Source organism: Paenibacillus glacialis (genome assembly GCF_001637205.1).
Classification (GTDB): Bacteria; Bacillota; Bacilli; order Paenibacillales; family Paenibacillaceae; genus Paenibacillus_AQ; species Paenibacillus_AQ glacialis.
On the sequence record NZ_LVJH01000002.1, the window covers coordinates 475567 to 500107 of the forward strand.

The 24541-nt window shown below is 41.1% G+C and carries 28 protein-coding genes and 18 tRNA genes; 6 read left to right on the forward strand and 40 right to left on the reverse strand.

All coding sequences use genetic code 11. The annotated features are described in order from the left end of the window. Positions 1-61: 61 nt before the first annotated feature. Both PGLA_RS26485 and PGLA_RS28725 read left to right on the forward strand, forming a co-directional pair. On the forward strand, positions 62-229 hold the full coding sequence (locus PGLA_RS26485) for a YycC family protein (RefSeq protein WP_084410670.1): 168 nt from the start codon (positions 62-64) through the stop codon (positions 227-229). Further along, positions 226-456 carry a hypothetical protein gene (locus tag PGLA_RS28725; protein WP_068528223.1) on the forward strand — a complete coding sequence of 77 codons (231 nt, stop codon included), beginning with the start codon at positions 226-228 and terminating at the stop codon, positions 454-456. Before PGLA_RS26485 ends, PGLA_RS28725 begins: the two co-directional genes overlap by 4 nt. A gap of 87 nt (positions 457-543) precedes the next feature. On the opposite strand, the gene PGLA_RS02625 is transcribed toward PGLA_RS28725, so the two are convergent. Beyond that, a complete protein-coding gene (locus tag PGLA_RS02625) occupies positions 544-1251 on the reverse strand; it encodes a DUF2225 domain-containing protein (RefSeq protein ID WP_211269487.1) in 708 nt (235 codons plus the stop codon). A 525-nt stretch (positions 1252-1776) separates the two neighbouring features. Between PGLA_RS02625 and ylbJ the strand changes: the two genes are divergently transcribed. Together ylbJ and PGLA_RS02635 are read left to right on the forward strand one after the other, a co-directional pair. Further along, a complete protein-coding gene (ylbJ, locus tag PGLA_RS02630; RefSeq protein WP_068528228.1) occupies positions 1777-3021 on the forward strand; it encodes a sporulation integral membrane protein YlbJ in 1245 nt (414 codons plus the stop codon). Between the two features lie 80 nt (positions 3022-3101). Beyond that, the gene (locus PGLA_RS02635; RefSeq protein WP_068528405.1) at positions 3102-3905 is read left to right on the forward strand and encodes an NAD kinase; all 804 of its coding nucleotides are present in this window, start codon (positions 3102-3104) and stop codon (positions 3903-3905) included. Positions 3906-4043: 138 nt separating this feature from the next. Here PGLA_RS02635 and PGLA_RS02640 read toward each other — a convergent pair whose 3' ends face one another. Both PGLA_RS02640 and lipA read right to left on the reverse strand, forming a co-directional pair. After that, positions 4044-4355 carry a YutD family protein gene (locus PGLA_RS02640; RefSeq protein ID WP_145939455.1) on the reverse strand — a complete coding sequence of 104 codons (312 nt, stop codon included), beginning with the start codon at positions 4353-4355 and terminating at the stop codon, positions 4044-4046. Between the two features lie 42 nt (positions 4356-4397). Beyond that, positions 4398-5270: a lipoyl synthase gene (lipA, locus tag PGLA_RS02645; protein WP_145939460.1), complete on the reverse strand. Its 873-nt coding sequence runs from the start codon at positions 5268-5270 to the stop codon at positions 4398-4400. Between the two features lie 198 nt (positions 5271-5468). On the opposite strand from lipA, the gene PGLA_RS02650 reads away from it, so the two are divergent. Further along, on the forward strand, positions 5469-6542 hold the full coding sequence (locus PGLA_RS02650) for a M23 family metallopeptidase (RefSeq protein ID WP_068528234.1): 1074 nt from the start codon (positions 5469-5471) through the stop codon (positions 6540-6542). A 136-nt stretch (positions 6543-6678) separates the two neighbouring features. Here the strand turns inward: PGLA_RS02650 and yunB are convergent, their stop codons facing one another. The 9 genes from yunB to PGLA_RS02695 all read right to left on the reverse strand — a co-directional run bounded on the left by yunB (position 6679) and on the right by PGLA_RS02695 (position 12598). Then, positions 6679-7497, reverse strand: a complete 819-nt coding sequence (yunB, locus tag PGLA_RS02655) for a sporulation protein YunB (RefSeq protein ID WP_084410672.1) — start codon at positions 7495-7497, stop codon at positions 6679-6681. Between the two features lie 106 nt (positions 7498-7603). After that, complete coding sequence (locus tag PGLA_RS02660) at positions 7604-7804, reverse strand: hypothetical protein (RefSeq protein ID WP_068528240.1); 201 nt, start codon at positions 7802-7804, stop codon at positions 7604-7606. After that, entirely contained in the window at positions 7801-9216 is a 1416-nt protein-coding gene (locus PGLA_RS02665; protein ID WP_068528243.1) for a sensor histidine kinase, read from the reverse strand. The genes PGLA_RS02660 and PGLA_RS02665 overlap by 4 nt, the downstream gene beginning before the upstream one ends. Next, complete coding sequence (locus tag PGLA_RS02670; RefSeq protein ID WP_068528246.1) at positions 9213-9920, reverse strand: response regulator transcription factor; 708 nt, start codon at positions 9918-9920, stop codon at positions 9213-9215. The genes PGLA_RS02665 and PGLA_RS02670 overlap by 4 nt, the downstream gene beginning before the upstream one ends. Before the next feature lie 38 nt (positions 9921-9958). Further along, on the reverse strand, positions 9959-10354 hold the full coding sequence (locus tag PGLA_RS02675) for a prolipoprotein diacylglyceryl transferase family protein (RefSeq protein WP_245699671.1): 396 nt from the start codon (positions 10352-10354) through the stop codon (positions 9959-9961). Between the two features lie 99 nt (positions 10355-10453). Further along, positions 10454-10696 (reverse strand): DUF2933 domain-containing protein, encoded by a 243-nt coding sequence (locus PGLA_RS02680; protein ID WP_068528252.1) that lies wholly within the window; start codon positions 10694-10696, stop codon positions 10454-10456. A gap of 13 nt (positions 10697-10709) precedes the next feature. Beyond that, the gene (locus PGLA_RS02685; protein ID WP_068528255.1) at positions 10710-10907 is read right to left on the reverse strand and encodes a DUF2933 domain-containing protein; all 198 of its coding nucleotides are present in this window, start codon (positions 10905-10907) and stop codon (positions 10710-10712) included. Between the two features lie 208 nt (positions 10908-11115). Then, positions 11116-11904, reverse strand: a complete 789-nt coding sequence (locus PGLA_RS02690; protein ID WP_068528258.1) for a TrmH family RNA methyltransferase — start codon at positions 11902-11904, stop codon at positions 11116-11118. A gap of 31 nt (positions 11905-11935) precedes the next feature. Further along, positions 11936-12598 (reverse strand): potassium channel family protein, encoded by a 663-nt coding sequence (locus PGLA_RS02695; protein WP_068528261.1) that lies wholly within the window; start codon positions 12596-12598, stop codon positions 11936-11938. 122 nt (positions 12599-12720) lie between these two features. Between PGLA_RS02695 and PGLA_RS02700 the strand changes: the two genes are divergently transcribed. Further along, positions 12721-12954, forward strand: a complete 234-nt coding sequence (locus tag PGLA_RS02700; RefSeq protein ID WP_068528273.1) for a small acid-soluble spore protein SspI — start codon at positions 12721-12723, stop codon at positions 12952-12954. 51 nt (positions 12955-13005) lie between these two features. On the opposite strand, the gene PGLA_RS02705 is transcribed toward PGLA_RS02700, so the two are convergent. From PGLA_RS02705 to PGLA_RS02840, 28 genes are all read right to left on the reverse strand, one after another. Further along, positions 13006-14589, reverse strand: coding sequence for a peptide chain release factor 3 (locus PGLA_RS02705; protein WP_068528409.1), 1584 nt, complete (start codon positions 14587-14589; stop codon positions 13006-13008). 114 nt (positions 14590-14703) lie between these two features. Further along, complete coding sequence (gene zwf, locus PGLA_RS02710) at positions 14704-16245, reverse strand: glucose-6-phosphate dehydrogenase (protein ID WP_068528277.1); 1542 nt, start codon at positions 16243-16245, stop codon at positions 14704-14706. 174 nt (positions 16246-16419) lie between these two features. Next, positions 16420-17178, reverse strand: a complete 759-nt coding sequence (locus PGLA_RS02715) for a YwmB family TATA-box binding protein (protein ID WP_068528280.1) — start codon at positions 17176-17178, stop codon at positions 16420-16422. Positions 17179-17446: 268 nt separating this feature from the next. Further along, positions 17447-18103 (reverse strand): response regulator transcription factor, encoded by a 657-nt coding sequence (locus tag PGLA_RS02720; RefSeq protein ID WP_068528284.1) that lies wholly within the window; start codon positions 18101-18103, stop codon positions 17447-17449. Then, on the reverse strand, positions 18075-19157 hold the full coding sequence (locus tag PGLA_RS02725) for a sensor histidine kinase (protein WP_068528287.1): 1083 nt from the start codon (positions 19155-19157) through the stop codon (positions 18075-18077). The genes PGLA_RS02720 and PGLA_RS02725 overlap by 29 nt, the downstream gene beginning before the upstream one ends. 20 nt (positions 19158-19177) lie before the next feature. After that, positions 19178-19825, reverse strand: coding sequence for a cell wall-active antibiotics response protein LiaF (gene liaF, locus PGLA_RS02730; protein ID WP_068528290.1), 648 nt, complete (start codon positions 19823-19825; stop codon positions 19178-19180). 131 nt (positions 19826-19956) lie between these two features. Then, positions 19957-20655, reverse strand: a complete 699-nt coding sequence (locus tag PGLA_RS02735; RefSeq protein ID WP_068528293.1) for a PspA/IM30 family protein — start codon at positions 20653-20655, stop codon at positions 19957-19959. 3 nt (positions 20656-20658) lie between these two features. Next, positions 20659-21123, reverse strand: coding sequence for a PspC domain-containing protein (locus tag PGLA_RS02740; protein WP_068528296.1), 465 nt, complete (start codon positions 21121-21123; stop codon positions 20659-20661). Between the two features lie 4 nt (positions 21124-21127). Then, the gene (locus tag PGLA_RS02745) at positions 21128-21802 is read right to left on the reverse strand and encodes a PspA/IM30 family protein (RefSeq protein ID WP_068528300.1); all 675 of its coding nucleotides are present in this window, start codon (positions 21800-21802) and stop codon (positions 21128-21130) included. A 49-nt stretch (positions 21803-21851) separates the two neighbouring features. Continuing rightward, positions 21852-22151 carry a LiaF transmembrane domain-containing protein gene (locus PGLA_RS02750; protein ID WP_068528304.1) on the reverse strand — a complete coding sequence of 100 codons (300 nt, stop codon included), beginning with the start codon at positions 22149-22151 and terminating at the stop codon, positions 21852-21854. A gap of 442 nt (positions 22152-22593) precedes the next feature. Next, positions 22594-22675, reverse strand: a tRNA-Leu gene (locus tag PGLA_RS02755). Between the two features lie 9 nt (positions 22676-22684). Then, positions 22685-22761: transfer RNA gene (locus PGLA_RS02760), tRNA-Arg, on the reverse strand. A gap of 17 nt (positions 22762-22778) precedes the next feature. After that, a tRNA-Leu gene (locus tag PGLA_RS02765) sits at positions 22779-22867 on the reverse strand. 9 nt (positions 22868-22876) lie between these two features. Then, positions 22877-22950, reverse strand: a tRNA-Cys gene (locus tag PGLA_RS02770). A 10-nt stretch (positions 22951-22960) separates the two neighbouring features. Continuing rightward, positions 22961-23035, reverse strand: a tRNA-Gly gene (locus PGLA_RS02775). Positions 23036-23042: 7 nt separating this feature from the next. Continuing rightward, a tRNA-Gln gene (locus tag PGLA_RS02780) sits at positions 23043-23117 on the reverse strand. Between the two features lie 16 nt (positions 23118-23133). Further along, positions 23134-23209: transfer RNA gene (locus tag PGLA_RS02785), tRNA-His, on the reverse strand. A 38-nt stretch (positions 23210-23247) separates the two neighbouring features. Continuing rightward, positions 23248-23323 (reverse strand) — tRNA-His (locus tag PGLA_RS02790). 27 nt (positions 23324-23350) lie between these two features. Next, positions 23351-23424 (reverse strand) — tRNA-Trp (locus PGLA_RS02795). 11 nt (positions 23425-23435) lie between these two features. Continuing rightward, positions 23436-23520: transfer RNA gene (locus PGLA_RS02800), tRNA-Tyr, on the reverse strand. Between the two features lie 8 nt (positions 23521-23528). Continuing rightward, positions 23529-23604 (reverse strand) — tRNA-Thr (locus PGLA_RS02805). 28 nt (positions 23605-23632) lie between these two features. Further along, positions 23633-23708: transfer RNA gene (locus PGLA_RS02810), tRNA-Phe, on the reverse strand. 12 nt (positions 23709-23720) lie between these two features. Further along, positions 23721-23798 (reverse strand) — tRNA-Asp (locus tag PGLA_RS02815). Between the two features lie 26 nt (positions 23799-23824). Further along, a tRNA-Met gene (locus PGLA_RS02820) sits at positions 23825-23901 on the reverse strand. A 26-nt stretch (positions 23902-23927) separates the two neighbouring features. Next, a tRNA-Val gene (locus PGLA_RS02825) sits at positions 23928-24003 on the reverse strand. Between the two features lie 72 nt (positions 24004-24075). Then, a tRNA-Glu gene (locus PGLA_RS02830) sits at positions 24076-24150 on the reverse strand. A 14-nt stretch (positions 24151-24164) separates the two neighbouring features. Next, positions 24165-24256: transfer RNA gene (locus tag PGLA_RS02835), tRNA-Ser, on the reverse strand. A 3-nt stretch (positions 24257-24259) separates the two neighbouring features. Next, positions 24260-24335, reverse strand: a tRNA-Asn gene (locus PGLA_RS02840). Between the last annotated feature and the right edge of the window lie 206 nt (positions 24336-24541).

Below are 24541 nucleotides of genomic sequence, written 5' to 3' on the forward strand. Positions count from 1 at the left end.
AACGATATAACTATAATATACGATTGTATTAGACCATACTTAAATAGGAGGAAACCTAACCATGCGACCATTACAAATCTCACCGGAGACGGCCATTACTTTATCCAAAAAACTAGGCGTTCCTATTGAACACCTTATGCATATGCCACAACATATTCTATTGCAAAAAATTGCTGAGCTCAGTAAAGAAGAACCAACAAACCCTGCTACCGAGAATGATCCATCATGATTCCATTTCAGAATACTTGGCCCTACGACATTATAATGGGTGATATTTATGTACATCATTGTCCTTATTGCGCACAAGCAAATGTTCTCATTCCTATGAAACCACACGAGATCGTCAGCATCCATGAGGGAAAGAAGAAACTACTTGTCTTTCCTTGTTGTCATAACAAGATAACGATCGTAGATACTGATCCAGATTACTTATTGTGTGATCAACCAGTGCGTTAACACACACGTCATTATATGAGAATCACAACGTTTATTGATGAACGGACAGGCCCGTCCATGTCTCCGTTCATCTCTGTGCGTATTGAATTATTTAAGATCTTTCATTTCTTCAGGCAATTCCATTTGTTTCGCATTCATTTGCTCTCTCAATACAGACCATTGTTCTCTTGAAGCGCGAATCATAGCCGCATCTATAATTTTTTTGTCATTAATAACACGTGAGAACCATTGAACAGCTTCATTATAATTTCCTACTCTTCGGTTAAGTTCCCCTATTAAGTATAATAATTTGGCATTATTAGCGCCTACGCCTTCCTTCTCATATACCTGTATGTAAGACTCTAAACAGAACTTCAAGAAGCGTTGTTCCTGTTCATGCTCTCCCTTATAACGATACAACCATGCAATATGCTGAAGAAAGCTTGCAATAATCCGTTCCGAATCACCAATCGTCTGTGCACAAATTAGCGCCAACTTATATGTCTCTAGCGCCGTTTCCCATTCGCGTTGCCCTCCGAAATCACGTTCAATCCACCGTACATTAATTTGTTCCTTAAAAACGGCTTTTTGTTTGTCTGATAACTTCAGAGCGGAATTTTCAGTAGAAGAAAATCCACATTTCGGGCATACCCTCACCACATAGAAATCAGGATTTTCATTCTTATAATAAGCACAAAAGTCAGCATCCGTACGTACAGCCTTCTTGAAGCTTGGTCGCACGCGTGAAGTCATAAATTCATGTTCACAGTTTAAGCAAGTTACTTTGATAGAGTAAAGCGGTTCCAAAGTACTCAATATTCTGACTTCCCTTCATTTGTGAGCTAAATTCGAAATACTGTTGCCGCCTAAGACGTATTAACAAAATGATCAATGTAAGGTTTGTTCTCCCCCAAGATTATCATAGATACTCTAATTAGGATTCATATGGTCGCCAACTTTCATCTCGATAAATAGGATCCCTTATATTATAACAAAAAACAAAAAAAGGCGCTAAACGGATGTTACCGTTTAGCACCTGAAATCATTTTAGTAGGTTTTCCAATCCTCTTCACCTGAACGAATTAACGAAGCGCGAATGACATACACGAAAGCGCAGACGAGAATACCGGCAACAACACTCATGATCTCATCACTCCATCCATATCATATATACTCAGAAAAGATAAGCGTCAATATATTTATACTAACACAATATCCATAAAAAAACACCCTAGAATGTAAACGCTTACCACTTTTTTTTGTACTGTTTGTCCTACATAGATCATACAACTATGACAGAAGGATTATTCCGAAGTTGGAACAGGATTGGAGGTGCAATTCATGACATTAAAATCTTTCGCTATTCCAACATTCATAATCGTACTCATGGGATTATGTCTACTTATGTTTGTCTATCCTGTTGCATACTTAGCTGCAGCCTTACGTGGATTGGCCATTTGGTGGGACGTATTATTCCCTTCTCTCTTCCCCTTTTTTATCATATCCGAAGTTCTATTGGGATTTGGTATCGTTCATTTGATTGGAACATTACTTGATCCCTTTATGAAGCCTATCTTTCGCATTCCGGGGAGTGGCGGCTTCGTTGCGGCTATGGGCTACGTATCTGGCTATCCTATAGGCGCCAAATTAACAGCGAAATTGTGGGAACAAAAAATGGTGACACGCGATGAAGGGGAACGTTTAGTAGCGTTCACCACATCCTCTGACCCTATTTTCCTCATTGGTGCTGTTTCTATAGGTTTTTTTCACAATCCCGAAATTGTTCCTATATTAGCCATTGCGCACTACGGAGGAGGTTTTCTTGTCGGGGTACTTATGCGATATCACGGGTCTAGAACATCACAAGTTGTACCCCAATCCACTTCTAAACCTCGCCATAACCGTCTTAGAGATGCATTAAGGGCGATGCATCAAGCTCGTATAGAAGATGGAAGAAACCTAGGACAACTCATTCAGGATGCCATACAGTCCTCATTAAAACTTGTTATTGTCGTTGGAGGACTTGTCGTCTTTTTTTCTGTGTTTCTGGAGCTACTCACTCAAGCAAATATAATGACGGGGTTATATTTCATTATTGAGCAAGTGCTCTCTTTTATGGGTATGCCTCCTGCATTATCCAAGTCATTAGTCGGAGGGATATTCGAAGTTACCTTAGGTGCACGTTACGCTGGAGAGTCGGCTACTTCTATTCCCCTGTCTTTCAAAGTTGCTGCTGCGGCCTTTATACTTTCATGGGGAGGTTTATCTGTTCATGCTCAAATTGCAAGTATCCTCCATTCCACAAATCTCCGTTACTGGCCCTTTATGATGGCACGGTTTATTCATGGCATACTAGCTGCATGTCTGGTGCTGGTGTTATGGAAATCGGTAGCAGGAGGGTTAGACTCACAGAGTACTTTGGTATCTTTTGACATATCTACCCAATCCAACCTTCATTCAACTCAAGGATTTCTAAACAACCTTTTCATATTTATTATTCTGCTCATTGCCATAACCATATTATCGATTATTTGCAATACGATGATGTCCTTATGGATACGTGTTCGACACTCTTCCGACAAATGAAACGTTGTGTTCTGCTTCGATATTGATTATGATCGATATAAACTCATCAAAAAGGAGCCTTATCACCCTTGAGACCACCCTTGAGATATTATGTTCTGGACCGTGGGGACCAGTTATCGGTTGACTTAGCAGAACAATTCCACAAACTTGCAGCACAGCATCATTTTGAATTGGATGCGAAATCACCCAATATTGTCATTTCCATTGGCGGAGACGGCACCATGCTGCACGCTTTTCATACGTTTATTGACCATATTCCTGATATTGCATTTGTAGGGGTACACACGGGCCATTTAGGATTCTATTCTGATTGGAAAGCAGACGAGCTACGCGAATTGGTTGAACTTATGAGTAATAGTCTTCTATCAGAAGATAAGCCACGTATCGTAAAATACCCGCTCCTAGAGCTTACTATTCATAAGAAATCAGGGACTACCTCTCATATCGCACTTAATGAATTCACACTTAAGGGTGTTGATGGCACACTCGTGGCACAAATCGATATCAATGACCAACCTTTCGAAATGTTTAGAGGCGATGGCATTTGTATTTCAACACCTTCAGGTAGTACAGCTTATAATAAAAGCCTCGGGGGGGCGATGGTTCATCCTACCATTGAAGCCATACAGATCGCAGAAATTGCTTCTATAAACAATCGTATTTACCGTACGATGGGGTCCCCATTGTTGCTCCCTAAACACCATCATTCCGATATTTATTCTCGCAAAGAGCAACGCCTTTTATTAACTGTCGACCATAAAAATTTCACGATCGACGATTTGATATCCGTTAGCTGTCAGGTCTCTAAACAAAAAATTAGTTTCGCAAGATATCGACCTTACCCTTTCTGGAATCGGGTTAGATCCGCTTTCCTAGAAGAATAAGGGTTCCATACACACACAAGTAGAAACGGGTGCCATCCTTCTCCAAGGACGGCACCCGTTTCAGCGGAAATATAAAGAATAGAGTATCAAGTGAAACTTATACTTTCTTATATTTTTTAAAAAAGCAGCCCCTGTTAATCAGGAACTGCTTTTTTCCATTTCTTTCGGTTGCTGTGATTCCCGGGTCTTCTGAAGAACAAAATAAGCACACCCGAAATTACAGTATTCATTTATATAGTCCACCATACTTGATATAGCCGATTCTTTCGTAGCTTTAGGATGGTTGTCACGATAGAAGCCCTTCAACCGCAGCTGACTATATCCCCAATCACCGATAATGTAATCGTATCTCTCCAAAACATCGCTGTAACGATCACGGAAAGCCTCGGGATTCCAGCCATCTTTATGATCTTTCAATATTTCATAGTTTTTTCCACCTGCTAGAATCAAGCGCCATTCCCCTGCCTTTCCTAATAAGAAACCTCAATTGAATTATATATTGTTGGCGGCTGACTTCACCTGTGCATGTGCATTATAAGAACTCCGAACAAGCGGCGCCGATTCAACGTGACTAAAGCCCCTCTTCAATCCTTCTTCTTTCAGAATAGCAAAATCAGCGGGTGGATAATATTTCTCCACATCCAAATGCTTCGGTGAAGGCTGTAAGTACTGACCCAAGGTTAGAATATTACAATCAACTGCACGTAAATCATCCATTGTTTGTAGAATTTCGTCCCATTCTTCTCCAACCCCAAGCATAATACTTGATTTCGTTGGAATCGTTGGTTGCAGCACTTTCGCATTATGCAATAGTTCCATAGACCGTGTATATTTAGCCTTGGCACGAACACGATCGGACAAGCGTTCTACCGTCTCGATGTTGTGATTCAGAATATCCGGCTTAGCATCCATTACAACCTTCAGAGCATCGTTATTTCCCAAGAAATCCGGAATAAGTACTTCTACACTACAGAGGGGTAGACGCTTACGTACAGCATGAATACTTGCTGCAAAAATAGATGCGCCTCCATCTTGCAAATCATCACGCGCTACGCTTGTAATGACGCAGTGCTGAAGATTCATGCTTTCAGCTGCATCAGCAACACGTTCTGGCTCTTCTAGATCAAGTTCTGTTGGTTTACCTGTATTGACCGCACAAAAACGACAAGCACGTGTACAAATATCGCCTAAAATCATAAATGTTGCGGTGCGATTAGCCCAACATTCATAAATGTTTGGACAACGCGCCTCTTCACATACTGTATGTAGAGTCTTAGAGCGCATCATGCTCTTGATCTCCTGATAGTTATCGTCAGTCGTTAATTTAATTCGAATCCAATCTGGCTTAGGTAACTTCGTGGTAATTCTCGACAATTAAATATACCACCTTTCATACATGTTTTTACATCATTTAATCCATATTATATCACGAACGCAAGGAGATTACCTCACATTCAGACTTAGAATAAACAGTTTGGATAAAATCATCCATCTTGATTCACCCTAAGCATACTAACTCATGATGATTACAATTCAACGGCAGGTAAATAAGGAGGTACATTCATGATTCACCTTCGCCCTAACAGAAATATACGACTTTGCAGATGGATTTGTGCCTCAGTTACTGTTATTCTGACATTGTCTTATTGTACACCTTTGGAAGCTTCTAAAGTCCCCAAAGTATTAAAAGCAAGCGAAACCGTGAAACAAGATGATGTTTATACATCAAGAAAATTACTCTATGAGAAGATCAGTACAGTCACTCAGATTCCTTGGTATCGAATAGCAGCGATTGATCAATATGAACGAACTTTAACTAAGGCACATCCTAAAGACCGTGCTCATCCGCCTCGTCTTACAGCTATTTTTATGGCTCCACCCACTTGGTTTGGTGCGCTAAATCCTGATCAGCAAGATACAAATCCTTTGTCAATTTCTATTTTTGAAGGATTAGGTAGGGATGGCACAGGAGATAATCTAGCCGATGCCAATAACGATATCGATGTACTCTACAGTATCGCTAATCACTTACTGCATTACGGGCAATCGCTGAATGATTTCAACATTGCCCTTTGGGAATATTACAACAATAGCCGTGCTGTGCAACGAATCCAACAATTCTCCAAATTATATGAGAAGTTTAGTCAAACAGAATTAACCCAGCACGCCTTCCCGCTTCCTCTAAATAGCATTTATTCTTACCGAAGCACTTGGGGGACAGGTCGCAATTGGGGAGGGTTTCGTATTCATGAGGGAACTGATCTCTTCGCAGGTTACGGCGTTCCGATCCGCAGTACCTGTTATGGAGTCATTGAAATGAAGGGTTGGAATGCATTCGGGGGATGGCGGATTGGCATTCGTGATATCAATAGCCATTACCATTATTACGCACATCTTCAGGGCTTTGAAAAAGGAATCAAAGTTGGAGATGTTGTCACAGCTGGAAAGGTCATTGGTTATGTAGGAAGTTCCGGATATGGTAAACCAGGCACTCAGGGTAAATTCCCTCCACATCTTCATTATGGTATTTATCGTGACAGCGGTTTGGTCGAATGGTCCTTTGATCCATATCCGCTACTTCACCAATGGGAACAGGCAGAACGGAAATCACTTAAGCATGCAAGAAGAAACGGCTGAACCGCCCCTTAAGGACGGGTATCCGTCTCTTCGGAAATATAAGAAGTAGCGTATCAAATGAACCTTATACGATCTTATATTTGCAAAAAGAGTACCTCATGATCATGAGCGTACTCTTTTTATTATGATATTTACATTATGGATTTATCTCATGATTCTGATCTTGCTGACTACTTGTGCCAGGCTTCTGGGTATTATTTATATCCGTGCCGTTCGTTTCATTAGTAGAAGTCCCTTTGGTTCCAAAGGGTATTGAAATATTGGGGGCTTCTCCCCCATTCCCGCCAACAGGCTCACCTTTTGAATTGTAATAATACATCGGAACATCCCCTACAACAAGCAGGTACGATATTGGGATTTCTGTCTTCACATGTTCATTTTCCATATCAAAAGGAATAACCACAGCAACGTCCACACTTACATTAATAAATACCTCTACCAAGATCATATTGATCCCCGCATCTCGCTGTCTCGTTGTTAACTCTACCTTAGCTGCTCCTTGTGGTTCTATTTTCACCGGAATCCCCGGACCGAATGAAGCTAGTACAGGACTTCCTAATGCCATCCCCACAGGAATATGTTCTGATAATTGATTCACATCATTTAACGCAGCTTGAACGACCTTGAACGTATTGGATGTTATTTTCATTTGTTCCGAATAATTCATCATAAACCCAGATACTTTGCCCGATGTGTCCATCTTCCAGTTTACGAGCTTATCGAAATCTTGTTCTTGTGCAACCTGTGCTGTAATGGCTTCATTGATAGCTTCAGTAGCAACCTGTTTAACTCTAATTTTAGCCAAATTCATGATAGGTGGCTTCAAATTCCGATCTACGTAAGCAAATCCCTGAAACATTATGATTAAAAAAACAAGAAAGCCTACGAGCCACAACTTTCGTCTGCTCCTAGGTCCACTGTTTCGTTGGCTATGCCACCTTGCTTTTCTTATCATGGATAACCCCCCTAACGCCCGATTCTATACAAGCATATGATGAGGTTGACCAAATAAGAAGAAAATCGTAATTCACAATTCCACAAAGGAGTTAAAAGCACCTAATTCACGGCTTACGCTTATGCTTTAAAAAAATATATATTAATCCGATCATTAGCAATAATCCGGCGAACCAAATACAGAATGTCCCCACGGATTGTCCAAGCTGAAGAAATGACATGCCACGAAATGAGGTTGCCGAGACCATCATGCATATGATTCCCATAACCATAATGAAGATTGCAATGAGCCATTCAACCTTTTTCATCTCGTATCCTCCTGTTTTTCTTTATGCTTAAACCTAATTTCAAATTTAGTACCTACCCCTATTACACTGCTAACGTGCAGTTCTCCTTCCAGCAACTCAATGAACTTTTTAGCGATAGATAATCCTAAACCCGTACCTCCATATTGTCGTGATCTAGATTTCTCCACACGGTAAAAACGCTCAAAAATATTCGGAAGCTCACTCTCAAGAATGCCTATTCCTGTGTCTACCACTGTTAGATACACAAAGGATGGGTCTTGGCTTAGGTAGACGTTAATTTCACCTGTTTCTGTATACCGAACCGCATTCTCCAACAGATTCAAAAGAACCTGTTCCAAACGTAGCCCATCTCCATAAATCAAAGGAATATGATCGCCTAGATGCGTTTTTAGCTGTAATCCTTTGTCGTTCGCCTTTAGCTTAATTTTCCTGACGCTGTTGTCAGTGATCTCTGCTAGATCAATCCACTCCATGGATAGACTGATCGTTCCTTCTTCCATTTTAGATAATTCAAACAAATCATTCACCATATGCTGCAGACGCTGTGCTTCTATATGGATAATATCCAAATATTGATTTTTCTCTTCTTCTGTTTCATACAGCCGATCCTTGATCACCTTGCTATACCCTTCTAAATAAGTGATAGGCGTCCGAAGCTCATGAGAAATATTTGCGAAAAATTCCTGACGGTTATCCCGATATCGTTGAAGATCTTCAGCCAGATTGTTGATCGCATCGGCCAGATCAGAAACTTCATCCTTGGTTGTGATATTCAATCTTGTTTCCAGCTCACCAACCGCTATTCTCCGTGTTGCCTCTTTCATTTGCAATAGTGGTCTTGATAGAATTTGTGCAATAATCCATGTGATCCCAAGTGCCAATAAGAATGCACCCATACCCGAAAGAACTAATAACTTCCGTATAGCAGAAATCGATTCATCCATATGGCTCGTAGATGCCATTACATAAATTGCAGATGTGATACTATTATCACTTTCTTGTAATATGGGCTTTCCTGCCACGAAATACCGATTTCTATCCGTGTCATAATACTCAAAATTCACCATTGTTCCGGAAAAAAGCGCCTCTACATCACTTTTATGAATAAATGATCGATCCTTTGATTTAAAATCCCCAGAATGAATAAGAATGTTACCCAACTCATCTATATTAAAAATATTTACATTTGAAAAGTCGGCGAAAGCAAGCAACTTTTGCTCCATAGAAAGATCAGGTGACTCTATCATCGTCGCAAAGTGCGTTGTCAGTTCTTCAACCTCTGTTCTCATTTCAGTATTATAAAAATTAGTAAACATACGATCGACTGCCAATCCAAGCGCGGATAAGACGATAACAAATACCGATAAGATGACTAGCCCAAGTTTAAGTCCAATCTTATTGGACCTCCTCATATCGATTCACCCGTTGCATTAAACTTGTAGCCTACCCCCCATACGGTTTGAATCGGGTTGTAGAGAAGCCCTGACTTTCGCGTCTTATCTCGAATATTCTTCACATGGGTATCCACAACTCGGAAATCCCCATCATAATCATAACCCCACAATAGATCTAGCAATTCTCCCCTATCAAAAGCACGTTGCTGATTTCTAGCCAAGGAAACAAACAAATCGAATTCCTTTTGCGTAAAATCTACTGGTAGGTCGTGAATATAGATTTCACGACCTTCAGGGTAAATCATCAAACCTTGGAACGAAAGCGTAGACTCTTGTTGAACAGAAGCTTGTGTAATCGCCGATCGCCGAATTAGCGAGTAGACACGCGCAAGTAATTCTTCTGGCTCAAATGGCTTCGTTAAATAATCATCAGCTCCTATTCCAAGACCTAAGACTTTATCTTTCGTCTCTGAACGCGCTGTTAGCATGAGTATCGCAACATTTTCTGTCTCTCGAATCTCTTTACATACATGCCAACCATCCATATCCGGCATCATGACATCTAGAAGAATAATATCAAAGGAATGCCTTTTAACCATGGACAAAGCCTCTCGTCCGTTAGAGGCCTCTTTAACGTCAAACCCTTCCCTCGTTAAATAAATGCGAAGCAAATTCCGCATATTCCATTCGTCATCCACGATAAGGACTTGTAGCCTCGACATCATGATCACCTTCCTTTGAACTAACTTAACCAACTATCTTAACCCATAAGTGCTATTGGCTTAACTTTTCGAGAACGCACGATGAAATATAATATAAGTATCACGGATATCCCTATGCAGAGATACTCGCCCATTGTCCAGCCGTCCATTGAAAAGCGAACAATCGAATATAATACATTATAGGATAAAAACAAGACGCCCACAGGGAGCTCTATATTCTTCATGACAATAAGTATACCAAAAACAACAATATCCAACTGTCCTTCCCAAATCTCGGCTGGCCACAATGGCACAGAACCATAGCGTTCAAACGCAATGGTTCCTTCTGGATACACGATTCCAAACCCTGAATCCGTCGGAGCCCCAAAAGCATCACCATTTAGAAAACAAGCAATTCTTCCGATGGCTTGACCTAAAATAATAGCCGGAGCCACCCATTTCAAATAAAATAACTCTCAAATTAACGGTCCCTCCTTTAAGCTACTTTATGTATATCCAACGTCTATCCAACGCTACGCTTGTCAAACCTGTAGTCATTGTTTCCTTTTCATAAAAGGCATCATTAAGACATGTGACAGCGGACATATCAGCAGTAAAATATAAAGTAACGGATTCGTAGATGATCCTGTGTACGCATTAACCAGTAATAAAACAACAGTCAGTACGATAGGTAACCCACAGCATACGATCATCATCCAGTTAAGCTTTTTCGAAGCATGGGAATGATGCATATTCCCTTTGTCTTGATCACGATCATGATTTCCGCAGCAACTCATCTCTTTCCCCTCCTCATTTTTCTTTTAAATTTTGAATTTCTTTTCTCATTTGCTCATTTTGGGCTTTCAGTTCACCAATCTCATGATGGATCGCTTGTTCGGATTGCGTTTGATCCTTTTTAGAACCATGTTTATGCATTCCTCCCATTCCAAACATCATAAATATCATCATTATCGGACAAGCCAGCAGCAGTAACCAGTTCCAATCCATAGCTCATACCTCCCACTTCATTTTCAAGACACTAACTTCTTGATATTTTTATTGTAAAGGGAGAGTTTGTAGAAATGATGTAGAAACAGCAAAACCAATCTGAATGAAGCTTTTTAAATGGAATTTTAGGCACACCTCAAATCGTAAACAAAAGAGACGCAAGCGACAATTCGCTTGCGTCTCCTAAATTATTCATCATTCAAAATGATTACTTTGCATAATGTCTCTGCCTCATAGCCTCAAAGATTAACACAGAAGAAGCCATACCCACGTTCAGTGACTCCGCTTGTCCACGCATAGGGATAATTAAGGTATCGTCTACTAACTGCTGTACACGCTCTGACACGCCTTTTGCCTCGTTACCAACCAGTAACCAAGTAGAACCCGAGAATGGATACTCATAACAGGTATAATCTGCTTGCAGGCTAGTGCTAACCAACCGAGCTCCGCTCTGCTTTGCTTGTGGCAAAATATCGAGTAAATCCCCCTCCACCACAGGCAAATGGAAAAACGATCCCATCGTAGAACGAATGGTCTTAGGATTGTAAAGATCTACACAGCCATGACCCAATATAACGCCATGCGCCCCTGCTGCATCCGCACTACGTATGATCGTACCCACATTCCCTGGATCTTGCACACCATCAAGTACCATCACCAGACTATTCTGTATAGAAAGCAACTGAGCAAGATCAACAGATCGTTTGCGAACAATGGCGAATACCGGTTGAGGAGTAACCGTATCCGTACATTTTGCTATGATCGCTTCCGAGACACCAATCCATTGCGCATCATTCAAACGTAAATGCTTCAGTTCTGCAGGAATTCCCTTGTCCATATCGTAAGCTACACATTCAATATCTGCTTCAGATTGAAAAGCTTCCTGCACTAAGTGAACGCCTTCTACAACAAATTTCTCACTTCTATCTCGATGTTTTTTCTCTAACAATTGCGTCCATTCTTTCACCCGCGCATTTTGTAGGGATGTAATATCCATCTTAAACCCATCCTTATCTTGGTATCCCTATTTATTTAGAAAATTCCAGTTCTAATTTAACTAAATCATCTTTCTGGCCTAAAATAACGAGAACGTCGTCTTTATCCAAAGGATCATTCGCATTCGGTGAAATATTCATCTTCGCTCCCGTCTTAATGGCCATGACGTTGCATCCAAATCGAGCTCTCACATCAAGATCCTTAAGATTCTTACCAATCATTCTATCTGAGGTTTTCATTTCCACAATACTATAATCATCAGACAGCTCAATATAATCTAGAATGTTAGGCGAGGTTAAATGGTGAGCTACACGAAGTCCCATATCTCGTTCAGGGAATATGACTTTATCTGCACCTATTTTATGAAGTACTTTCCCATGAAGTTCATTCTGCGCCTTAACAATAAGTGTCGGAATACCCAAGTCCTTTAATATCAATGTTGTTAAGATACTTGATTGTATATCTTGTCCAATGGCCACAACGACAACTTCGAAATTACGAATACCAAGTGCACGCATGGCTTCTTCATCTGTAGAATTTGCTGATACCGCATGAGTCACAATGTTGGATATTTCTTGAATTCGTTGTTCATTAGAGTCAATTGCCAAGACATCAAAACCCATATCTGTTAGTGCAGTTGCTACACTAGATCCAAATCTACCCATTCCAATGATGGCGTACTGTCGCTTTGCCATTGTTCAACCTCCGATTGTTCAAATATATTCAATGATTATATCATATCGGTACCCAAACTTGAATTACAGCCAGATAAGAGGGGAATATTAAACGATGATTCAACGAATTAGGAGGGGAAACAATGCCGATTGTACTCGACTTACGTCAAGCGATTGTACACAAGGTTCACAATAAGACCGATGCAGATCTACGCGACATGATTGAAGGTTCAGTTGATGGTCCAGAAGCAGCTTTACCCGGACTTGGCGCCATATTCGAAATGATATGGAAAAATATTGAGTCCAAGCAACAGGATGAACTGATTCAAGTAGCTCAAAAACACCTTCAATCCGTTACCCCGACGCCACTATCCTAAATCAAGAAAATCCCTCTCCCATATGGGGTGGAGGGATTTCTCTATTAGTTATTATGGTGCAATTTCAAGGAACTTAGCATTCGGATTTTTTTCCATTGCAGTCCTCATCGCATATTCATTCTCAAACAACACCACATAATTTCCTTTTTTATCTTTTACCAGGGTCGAGTTAATTCGGAATTTACTTGCATCAATGTTATCATCAATAATCCATCTAGCGAATTGATATTGCATCCGCTGAAGCTGCACATCTACGCCGTACTCACCCTTCATTCGGTATTCAAACACTTCGAATTGAAGTTGGCCAACAACGCCAAGAATCGTATCATCAAAGCTTACGGTTTTGAATACTTGAATGGTACCCTCCTCCGTTAACTGGTCAATCCCCTTCTGGTACTGCTTGTGTTTAAGGGCATTCTTGACGGTAACCTTTGCAAATATCTCAGGTGAGAATGTCGGAAGTTCTTCGAAGACCATGTCACTTTCCTGACTCAAGGAATCCCCAATTCTAAAAATACCGGGATCAAATAACCCTATAATATCTCCAGGGAATGCCTCTTCCACAATATCACGGTCCTGAGCAAGGAATTGCTGCGGCTGGGACAATTTGATGTCCTTTCCTACACGGATATGCTTAACGCTCATACCACGATGGAATTTACCCGAGACGATACGAAGGAAAGCAATTCTATCACGGTGGGCAGGATTCATATTGGCTTGAATTTTGAATACATATCCAGAGAATTTTTCGTTTGTTGGATTTACAAGACCACCAACACTTTGTCGAGGTTCTGGTTTAGGCGCAAGTTGCAAGAAATTTTCTAGGAATGTTTGAACCCCGAAGTTATTAATCGCACTTCCGAAAAATAAAGGTGTTAGTTCTCCCTTATTTACCTTCTCTAGATCAAATGGATCTCCCGCAACATCAAGCAACTCCAAATCCTGACACAGTTGATCATGCAAGTATTCGCCCGCCATCTCGCGAATAATTGGATCACGGTAATCCGTCACCTTCTGTACTTTAATTGTAGAGTGATCATTACCCTGGAATAGCTCCACTTGATTCTTCATCCGATCGTACACGCCACATAAATCGCGCCCTGTACCAATAGGCCAATTCATAGGAACTGAACGAATACCCAGTACCTCTTCTAATTCTTCCATGAGTTCAAAAGGTGTACGTCCTTCACGATCTAGTTTATTTACGAATGTAAATATTGGAATGCCTCTTTGTGCGCATACTTGAAACAGTTTAACTGTCTGCTTCTCCACACCTTTGGCAACGTCAATCAACATCACTGCGCTATCTGCTGCTGTCAGCGTCCGATAGGTATCCTCACTAAAGTCTTGGTGACCAGGAGTATCCAGAATGTTAACCCGATGTCCACTATAATCAAATTGCATAACTGAAGACGTAACCGAGATTCCCCGTTGCTTCTCAATCTCCATCCAGTCACTCGTAGCATGTTTACTAGCCTTACGGGCTTTAACTGTACCCGCCAGACGAATGGCACCACCGAATAGGAGTAGTTTCTCCGTTAATGTTGTTTTACCAGCATCCGGGTGGGAAATAATCGCAAAGGTTCTGCGCTTATCCACTTCCTTCTGCAACGTTGGGTCTAATACTTCGCTCATTTCACATTTCCCTTCATCACTAAAGTCATGTCTATTATTGTACCACATTCTATACGCAAATCATCCTCATACGCTTAGGCATGAGGACGATTTATTAAGGATTTTTCATTTTATTTATTTCCACACGACGTTATCTTCATCTTGACCGTTAACAGGCCACCAATGGAATCCGTCTTTTTCCAATAGCTCGTCTGCTTCTGTCGGACCCCATGATCCAGCAGGATATGTTGAAAGCTTGCTTGGATCTTCAGCCCATGCCTCAGCAATTCGATCAACAAAGGACCAAGCGGAAGCTACTTCATCCCACCGTGTGAAGTAAGTAGACTCACCGCGTGCTGCATCATGTAGAAGGCGTTCATAAGCTTCAGGAGAGTTGATGCCAACCATACAACTTTGACAGAAATCCATCGCTACCGGTTGAATAGCACTCTCGGAGCCTGGTTTCTTCGCATTAATCTTAACGTAAATCCCTTCCATTGGATTCACTCTAATCACCAATAAGTTAGGCTCAAGATTATGTTTCTGACCTAAATATACATTCGTAGGCATGCTACGGAATTCAACGACAATCTCAGTTGTTTTAACTGGAAGTCTTTTACCTGTACGAATATAGAATGGAACCCCTGCCCAGCGGAAGTTATCCACGAATAATTTCGTTGCGAAGTAAGTCTCCGTATTCGAATTCGGATCAACCTTGTCCTCATCACGATACGCTGGCAATTCCTTGCCATTACTACTTCCCTGTATATATTGTCCCCGAATCACATTCTTCTCAACTTCTTCAGCATTACTATATGGACGCAATGAACGAAGAACTTTAACCTTCTCATCACGAATATCCTCCGGTAACAAGCGACTCGGTGGCTCCATAGCAATCATGGTCAGCATCTGAAGCATATGGTTCTGTCCCATATCCTTCAACGCTCCTGCATGATCATAATAGCCTCCACGCTCTTCAACACCAACGGTTTCACTTAGCGTGATCTGAATGTTGGCGATATGCATGTTATTCCACAATGGCTCAAAGAATGCATTCGCAAAACGGATGACTTCGATGTTTTGTACCATTTCTTTACCCAAATAATGATCAATACGATATATCTCTTCTTCTTTGAATACTTGACGAATTTGTTCATTGAGCGTTTCTGCTGACTTCAAGTCATATCCGAAAGGCTTCTCAATAACAAGACGTTTCCAGCCTGGACCTTCCAGCATGCCGCCCTTTTCTAAATTGAATGACACATTACCAAACAATTCTGGTGCCAAAGCCAAATAGAACATACGGTTACCAGGTACATGATAGCGTTCTTCAATTTTCTCAGTTTGTTCCTTTAATTCACGGAATCCATTAACATCGTTAATGTCTAAAGATTTATATTCAAAATGCTGAGCAAATGATTTCCACTCTTCGTTGTCTTCAGCCTTATAACGACAAAACTCTTGAATGGATTGATACACATCTTCCCTGAATTCTTCTTGCGTACGTGGTCGACGTGCAACGCCAATCACTGCAAAATCATCTGCTAATTTCCCTTCACGATATAAACTATAAATTGCAGGGAACAGCTTTCTTCTTGCCAAATCTCCGGTAGCACCGAAAAGGAAAAAAACCGAACTTGGGGTCTGTAATTCTTCAAGATTTAAGTTTTCAGTCATGGCTCCTCATTCTTTCTCTATGTAATATAGTGTATTTTTATGCATTATAGCATTTACAACTTCTTGATAGAAGCATAAAATGATGTGATGTTATTTTAGCATATTGTACTTCATCATGCCATCCTATTCCTGACAAAAATACTCAGATATATCTAACAATAATATACTATACATTTAATATTCAACAGTGATGATAGGAAACCCCAGAGAAACCCTACTCATACCAGTCATTTCATCCAGATGCACAGCGATTTGAAGATCCATATTATGGTCCCCACTGACTAGATCAAAACCAAGGGAAGGAGCTTCATAGGAACGACTTATGGTCATTTCATCTGTATAACTTTCTACCTGATTAAATTCAAGATGAGTCTGTAATTGAGTCTCTACGTCCTTCATTGTTGCTGTTACAGCTTGTCTTTCTTTAACATTCCCCTGAACTGTAGCATTCCATGCAGCATCAATATTCATAATATCTAGCTGAGTAAGATACATGTCCTGTAACCGTAGAAGCGTAGAATGTGTAACTGCGTCAGTCGATTCCATCGTTACAATCATATAATTCTTATCTTCTGATAGGACTTGCCAATTGAAGCTAACTCTAATACCGTCAATCGAAGTGATTGACCGATAGGTTTCATGATCTATACTAGATACCACTTGAGGTATCGGTAGGTCCATATTTATTGCAAGTTGTTGCGCTGCTTCTAAAGAAGTTAACTTCCCTTCATTTGTCCATTGCCCTTGCCATTTAACCACGACTTTAAGAGGCGTATCTACCAACTCTTGACCCCATTGAATTAAATTCTCGAGTCTCTTGTCTTCTTTATTTACCTTTTGATCTGCGAATGTATTCCATCCAAATCCGATAAATACAATAATTATAGATATTAGAACAAGTCCGATCCTTCTGATCCCTCTTTGGTTACTCATTATGAATTCCTACCTTTCAACTCGAAATCTATGAATCTACTAAATAGGATGACCGTTTTACTATTTTTTTATACCTAACATATGTATATCAATCAAACATAAACATCGCTGTGCCGTCCTTTGGCGGCATAGCGACGTTTAGCGTTGAAATATAATCATTAGTATACAAGTGAAACTATACTTTCTTTTCTAATATTTAAACAAGAACCCGTGAAACACCATCAAATGGGCTTCACGGGTTCTACTATAATATTTAGCTACATCTACCTTACTCAGTTAGTCCATTCTTATAGGCATAGATAGCGGCTTGTGTCCTATCATCTACATTTAGTTTAGATAATATATTCGTCACATGAAACTTAACTGTCTTAATCCCTATAATAAGGTCATCAGCGATTTCCTGATTAGCCTTACCCTGCGCCATCAGTCGTAATACTTCCATCTCTCTCTCAGTTAATTCTTTATGAGCAGCCTCCTCAGCCTGAGGCTGACGTAAACGATTCATCATTTTAGATGCTACTTGGGATTCTAAGACAGATTGGCCACGGGCCGCCGCACGAATCGCCTCTGCAATCTCACTTGCTCGTGATGTCTTAAGTAGATAACTAAATGCCCCGGCCTCAATAACTGGATACATCTTTTCATCATCTAAGTAACTCGTAAGTACAATCACTTTGCAATCAGGATAGAGCTTCAATAGTTCACGCGTAGCTTCTATGCCGTCCATACCATCCATAACGAGATCCATAAGGACCACATCAGGGTTGTACTCTATAGCTAGTCTAATTCCTTCTTCTCCACTGCCAGCTTCTCCAACCACCTCTATACCATCTTCCGTACCTAATACTGCAGCCAAACCTATTCGTACCATTTCATGATCGTCCACAAGTAATACTTTAATCTGCGATTCGTTCTCGTTCTCCATACATCTCTTCCCCCATATCTTCTTGCACAATTGGAATTGTGATTTCAATACGTGTACCTTTATTTATTGCTGTAATAAACTGAAGTGATCCACCAATCTCCGTCACACGTTCGTTCATATTAGATAGGCCATAGGATGTCTGCTTCTTATCATCTAATTCAAATCCGACTCCATCATCATGAATCATAACCCTCACTGTCTCTTGTCTGAGATGGATACGAATCTCCAGCTTATTTGCCTTAGAATGACGTAGAGCATTAGACATCGCTTCTTGCACAATTCGAAACAAATGATTCTCGATACCTTTCAACAAATAGATACCCTTATCCATCTCAAATACAATCTCCATAGGAACCTTCAGCTTTAATTCATTCACTAACTCCATTAGACCTTGTTCTAGCGGTTTTCCTTCCAAATAAACAGGTCGTAGATGAAGTAAAAGCGCACGCATCTCAGATTGAGCTACAGCAGCCATTTCCTCTATTAATGCCACTTGCCTCTGTGCTTTGTCAAAATCCTTATCTAATGTCCTGCCAACTGCCGTAGCTGTCATTGAAATCGCGAATAACTGTTGTGACACAGCATCATGTAGCTCGCGTGCTAGTCGCTGTCGCTCCTCTATGATGGCAGATACTCTTGCTTGTTCTGCTAATTGTGCGTTATGGGTAGATAAACGTTGCAGTGATGTGACCTGATCCTCCCATTTCTTGCTAATGCGTCTAAGTTGCACTCCAAGACGTCCTAATTCATCTTCTCCCAAAGCAGGCATAGAACGGGCCACAATCCCCTTTTCCCATGAAAGCAATGTTTCACGTAAAAGGACCAGTTTTCGTTTCATACGGTAGCTTTGGTAGAAGCCACTTACCGCACCCAATCCAATAGGAATTAGCACAAGAGTGGCAACCGTTTGCAATCCTATTCTCCACGATTCAAATGGAGCCAAGTAACCGTATGTATACAACAAGTAAAGAATAACAAGAAGCAAGACAAAGGAAAGAAGGGCTCCTTCGCCCATGCTTCTAGCTAGCATGTTGACAGACTTTTTTGTCTTCACTAAGGGAACCCCTCCTATTGTTATATTAATCGTATGTCTATATCTCCAACGATATATGACACAATCACTTTCACTTTATAATCAGCATCATCATAATTCGCTGATCTCCATGTCAATCGATTCATCATGCCGCTGTCTTTTTTGCCATCGAAATCAATAGATCCAAAGAGAACGAATGCTTCAATCTCAACCCCATAATAATCAGGGATATCTACATCTATATCACCCATAACGCCATGAAAGACGATCACGGTCTCTCGTTCTTCTGGCATCCCAAGGGATAAATCTAAGTCACTCTCGCCAAGAACATGCCATACGCTTATACTCTTCATCACCCAAGGTGATTGATCCCAATCAAAATTAGACATAAAACTCATCTTTTGTATGAATCCCTCATTAGGCTGCATTTTTCTCGATTTACCATAAAACAACCCTAATGAGATCAGGCTAATCGCTACGACGAGGATCAAGTTGTCCAAAAGAATCAGAACAGCTCCAATTCCAAGAAATGTGTATCCTTTTTTAATATCACCATTACGAATTTTATAAATTCCCAATAGCAGTAGGAGGAGAGCAACAAGAGTAAAAAAGCTGACCCACTCGCCGGAGAGCATAAGCATACCAATGCATATCAATCCAATAGCTATGATTCGATTCCTTTTTCCCATGACGTTGCCCTCCTTTGATCAAGTAAATTTCATAAGTTGTGGAGTTGGAAAAACCATAGCAGTGTGGAATTCCACACTGTATGGCTTCGACTATCATAATATATCATATCAACTGTTATTACGAATACATATTATTTAGTTTCACTCTTTGTTACTGCAGGTCCATTCATCTTACTCTTCAAAGCCTTTAGTTGTTCTTCTACCTTAAGGGATTTCTCAGCGTCGACAGAACTAACAAACCCTGCATGAGCTGAGCGATAAGGTACTTGCATCACATCTGCTTCAGCTTCTAATTGCATAATCTTCTCTTCCATACGATGGAATCCAAGTGAAGCACTTCCACTTTCGATACTATGAATACTGTTCACTTGAGACATCTGTTTTTTCGCTTTAGCCATTTGGGCACGAGATACTAATTCATTACGCTTATTGCGCATTTTGTAGAATTCATCTTTCATTTCGTGCAACTGTTGTACCAATTCCTTCGCTTGAGACTCCGATTGAAGGTGTACTCCTTGATACTCAGTATATTTTTGGTCGAAATAAATTTTCTCTTCCAACAGTTTGCGTGCAACCTCTTCCTGGCCATTCATCAAAGCTTGCTCAGCTTGAGCTTCGCGTTGCCCACCCATCTTCGCAGCTTCATCAACACGTTGTTTCATCCGACGTTCGTTCGCCATTTGCTTAGCTACGGTAACCTCTGCTTCGTGAATTTCAGCCTCCATATCACGTAAATACTGGTTCAACATCACGATTGGATCTTCTACTTTATCTAATACCTCATTAACTGATGCTTTTGTCATATCTTTCAATCTTTTGAATACTCCCATATCTTACACTTCTCCCTTCTCATACTTAGATAGTTTAATTTTTAATTCTTCTACTTCTTTTTTCAAAGCTTTCTTCTCAATATCTTTCATCATGTCATCCAGTTCAGACTTTTGAGCGTTATTATAACCACCTGAATTTGAATTGGAGTTAGAGTTGTTAAATTCTGAACCATATCCTGCATTGTAGTTCTTGTAATGGTCTGCGTTATTATAGTGATTATTGTTATAGTGACCACCAGCGCCATGATTGGAATTTCCATTCCCATATGAGTTAAATGGGGGAACAGCTTCCTTTGGAATAACCATTGATGCTACAAGATATATGAACACTGTAGTAAACCCACTAAAGGGAATACTAATCGCTACAAGAACCCTAAGTATAGTGGCATCAATTCCAAACGTTTCCGCCAGTCCACCACATAATCCAGTGACCATTTTATTCCGTGATGAACGGTACAATCTACTCATGAGGTTACTCCTTCCCGCTGTTGTTCAGCTTTTCTTTCAGTCGAGCCATTTCCTTTTCCAAAACACTAGATACGGAAGCTCCAGCTTGATCAAGATAATCTTGACCCGCACGACGTAATTCACGTAGGCTCCGTGTTTCCAGTTCCCAATCTGTAATGCGATCTTCTAGTTGATTGAACATCTTCGGAACATCTTTCCCGCCAAATTCGCCCATGCGTTGGTTCATTCGCTGTTGTAACCGTATGTTCTCCATTCGAGCTGAATAATATTGACGCTTACTATATACCGTCTGATATTCGAGTTTCAGATCATTCATCTGATTCTCTAGTTCACGAAGGGACAATCTACTGTCTTCGAACAAGCCACCGTATTGTTCTAACTTTTCTTCATAAATAATCTTCTCTTGAAGCGCTAGCTTAGCTAGATGATCCTCACCTGCTTTGAGAGCCAATATCGCCTGCTCTTCACGCTTATCCTTCATCGAAGACGCTTGATCTACCTGCTGCTTCAATTGCCGCGTATGTGATGCATACTGTTGAAATAATTTCTCAACCTCAGTAATATCGTCTCGTGTAGCCCTCAGGAATTGATCAATCAACTTAACTGGATCCTGACTCTGCTCCAGACGTTCGTTCAATGTTGCTACGGTTATATCTCTCATCCGCCGAAAAACACTCATACTTTTATACTCCCTCCTTAAGCAACCTGTCTTCACTATTTAGTTCACATTAGTAATTACTTCTCTTGTTCTTAAGTAGCGATATTCCAAATAGAAGTACCGCGATCCCTAGAATTGGTCCAATTAACCAGGAAAGCTTAGCAATTAATGATAAAATTCCGATTGCTAAGATAATCCATCCAATTAGTACTTTTCCACGACGGACTCCATAATAACCAAGAGCGATTAATATGATCGGGAATATTAATCCAAATAATTTCCCCATCAGGGGTCCGAATATTCCTAGTATCATCAGTGCTCCGACAGCTATTAACACAATTGCTAAGCCATTACCTTTTTTTAAATTCATGTATTATCACCGCCTTTCATCTCATCACCTTATGTACTTATTGTAGGTTAATCGGAGATCTTTCAAAACAGACCTGAGACGGTTTTTGTTCCTAGACCTTAGTCGGGGAGAACCATAGTCTTAAGGATGGTGGGGATACAAGACCTTGCTTGTTCCAACTTCCTATGTCTAAACAGCAGTTAGGTAACATCATTCGATAAACTACAATAGAACAACAAAATGACGAACCAGGAAGTTATCCTTTATCCGCCATTTGCTCAGTACACACTTGGTTTAATACATATACTCACGGCTGTACCTTCCTTTGACGGCATACCGATGTTTAGCGTTGACATATAAGCGTTAGTATAAGAGTGAAACATATACTTTCATATATTTTAAAACAGAAAAAAGGTTTATAAGTTCGCTTAGATAAGCAATCTTATAAACCTTTTCTACTGTATACCGATGGCCGGACTCGAACCGGCAAGCCTCGCGGCACCGCATTTTGAGTGCGGCGTGTCTGCCAATTCCACCACATCGGCAAAAATTAATGGTGCGCCCTAAGAGATTCGAACTCCTGGCCTTTTGATTCGTAGTCAAACGCTCTATCCAGCTGAGCTAAGGGCGCAAACATTTTAAAAAACTTGGTGCGGAAGACCAGACTTGAACTGGTACGATAGTCACCTACCGCAGGATTTTAAGTCCTGTGCGTCTGCCGATTCCGCCACTCCCGCATAAAATATTGGAGGCGCCACCCAGATTTGAACTGGGGATAAAGCTTTTGCAGAGCTGTGCCTTACCACTTGGCTATGGCGCCATGATAACAATGGAGCGGACGACGGGAATCGAACCCGCGACCCTCGCCTTGGCAAGGCGATGCTCTACCGCTGAGCCACGTCCGCATAAAAATGGCTGGGAATATAGGATTTGAACCTATGCATGACGGAGTCAAAGTCCGTTGCCTTACCGCTTGGCTAATTCCCAACAACTTAATTAAAAATGGGGCGACTGATGGGACTTGAACCCACGAATGCCGGAACCACAATCCGGTGCGTTAACCCCTTCGCCACAATCGCCATAACAATTCTAATTTCAAACATGTACTCAATAAAAATGGGGCGACCGATGGGTTTCGAACCCACGAGTGCCGGAACCACAATCCGGTGCGTTAACCCCTTCGCCACGATCGCCATACTAATGAGTAACAATTTTCTTTTTGGCAGGGGCAGCAGGAATTGAACCCACACTAACGGTTTTGGAGACCGTTGTTCTACCCTTAAACTATGCCCCTAAAAAAAGAAATGGTGGAGGATGATGGATTCGAACCACCGAACTCGTAGAGAGCAGATTTACAGTCTGCCGTGTTTAGCCACTTCACTAATCCTCCAAATTACATGGTGCCGTCGAGAGGACTTGAACCCCCAACCTACTGATTACAAGTCAGTTGCTCTACCAGTTGAGCTACAACGGCGCACCTATAAAACTTACTGTAAAATCAATGGTGGCTCGGAACGGAATCGAACCGCCGACACAAGGATTTTCAGTCCTTTGCTCTACCGACTGAGCTACCGAGCCATAAGGTATAAATGGCGGAACCGACGGGATTCGAACCCGCGATCTCCTGCGTGACAGGCAGGCATGTTAGGCCAACTACACCACGGTTCCATGTAACAATTCCATTAAGGAATAATTGGTTGCGGGGGCAGGATTTGAACCTGCGGCCTTCGGGTTATGAGCCCGACGAGCTACCGGGCTGCTCCACCCCGCGTCATTACTAAGCATATTAAATTTAAATGGTGGAGGCTGAGGGGATCGAACCCCCGACCCTCTGCTTGTAAGGCAGATGCTCTCCCAGCTGAGCTAAGCCTCCAAGAGAAAGACTTTATTATTATAACATATATATTTGTGTAAAACAAGTACTTACATAATATATTTAGATAAATGGTGACCCGTAGGGGAATCGAACCCCTGTTACCTCCGTGAAAGGGAGGTGTCTTAACCGCTTGACCAACGGGCCTTACAAAAGTATTATGGCGGAGAGAGAGGGATTCGAACCCTCGAGACGCTTTTGGCGCCTACACGATTTCCAATCGTGCTCCTTCGGCCAGCTCGGACACCTCTCCATATGGCTCCCCGAACAGGACTCGAACCTGTGACAACTCGATTAACAGTCGAGTGCTCTACCAACTGAGCTATCAGGGAATAAAATCAGTACAAGGTTTAATCCTTGAAAACTAGATACGAATGAATTTGCAGTTTTCGAAACTTACATTTGCTTCTGAAGCCTAAACTTCAGAATACGCATATGCTTACGAAGTAGTTTTACTTCGTAAAACTTGTAGGATAAGCCCTCGACCGATTAGTATTGGTCAGCTCCATGCATTGCTGCACTTCCACCTCCAACCCTT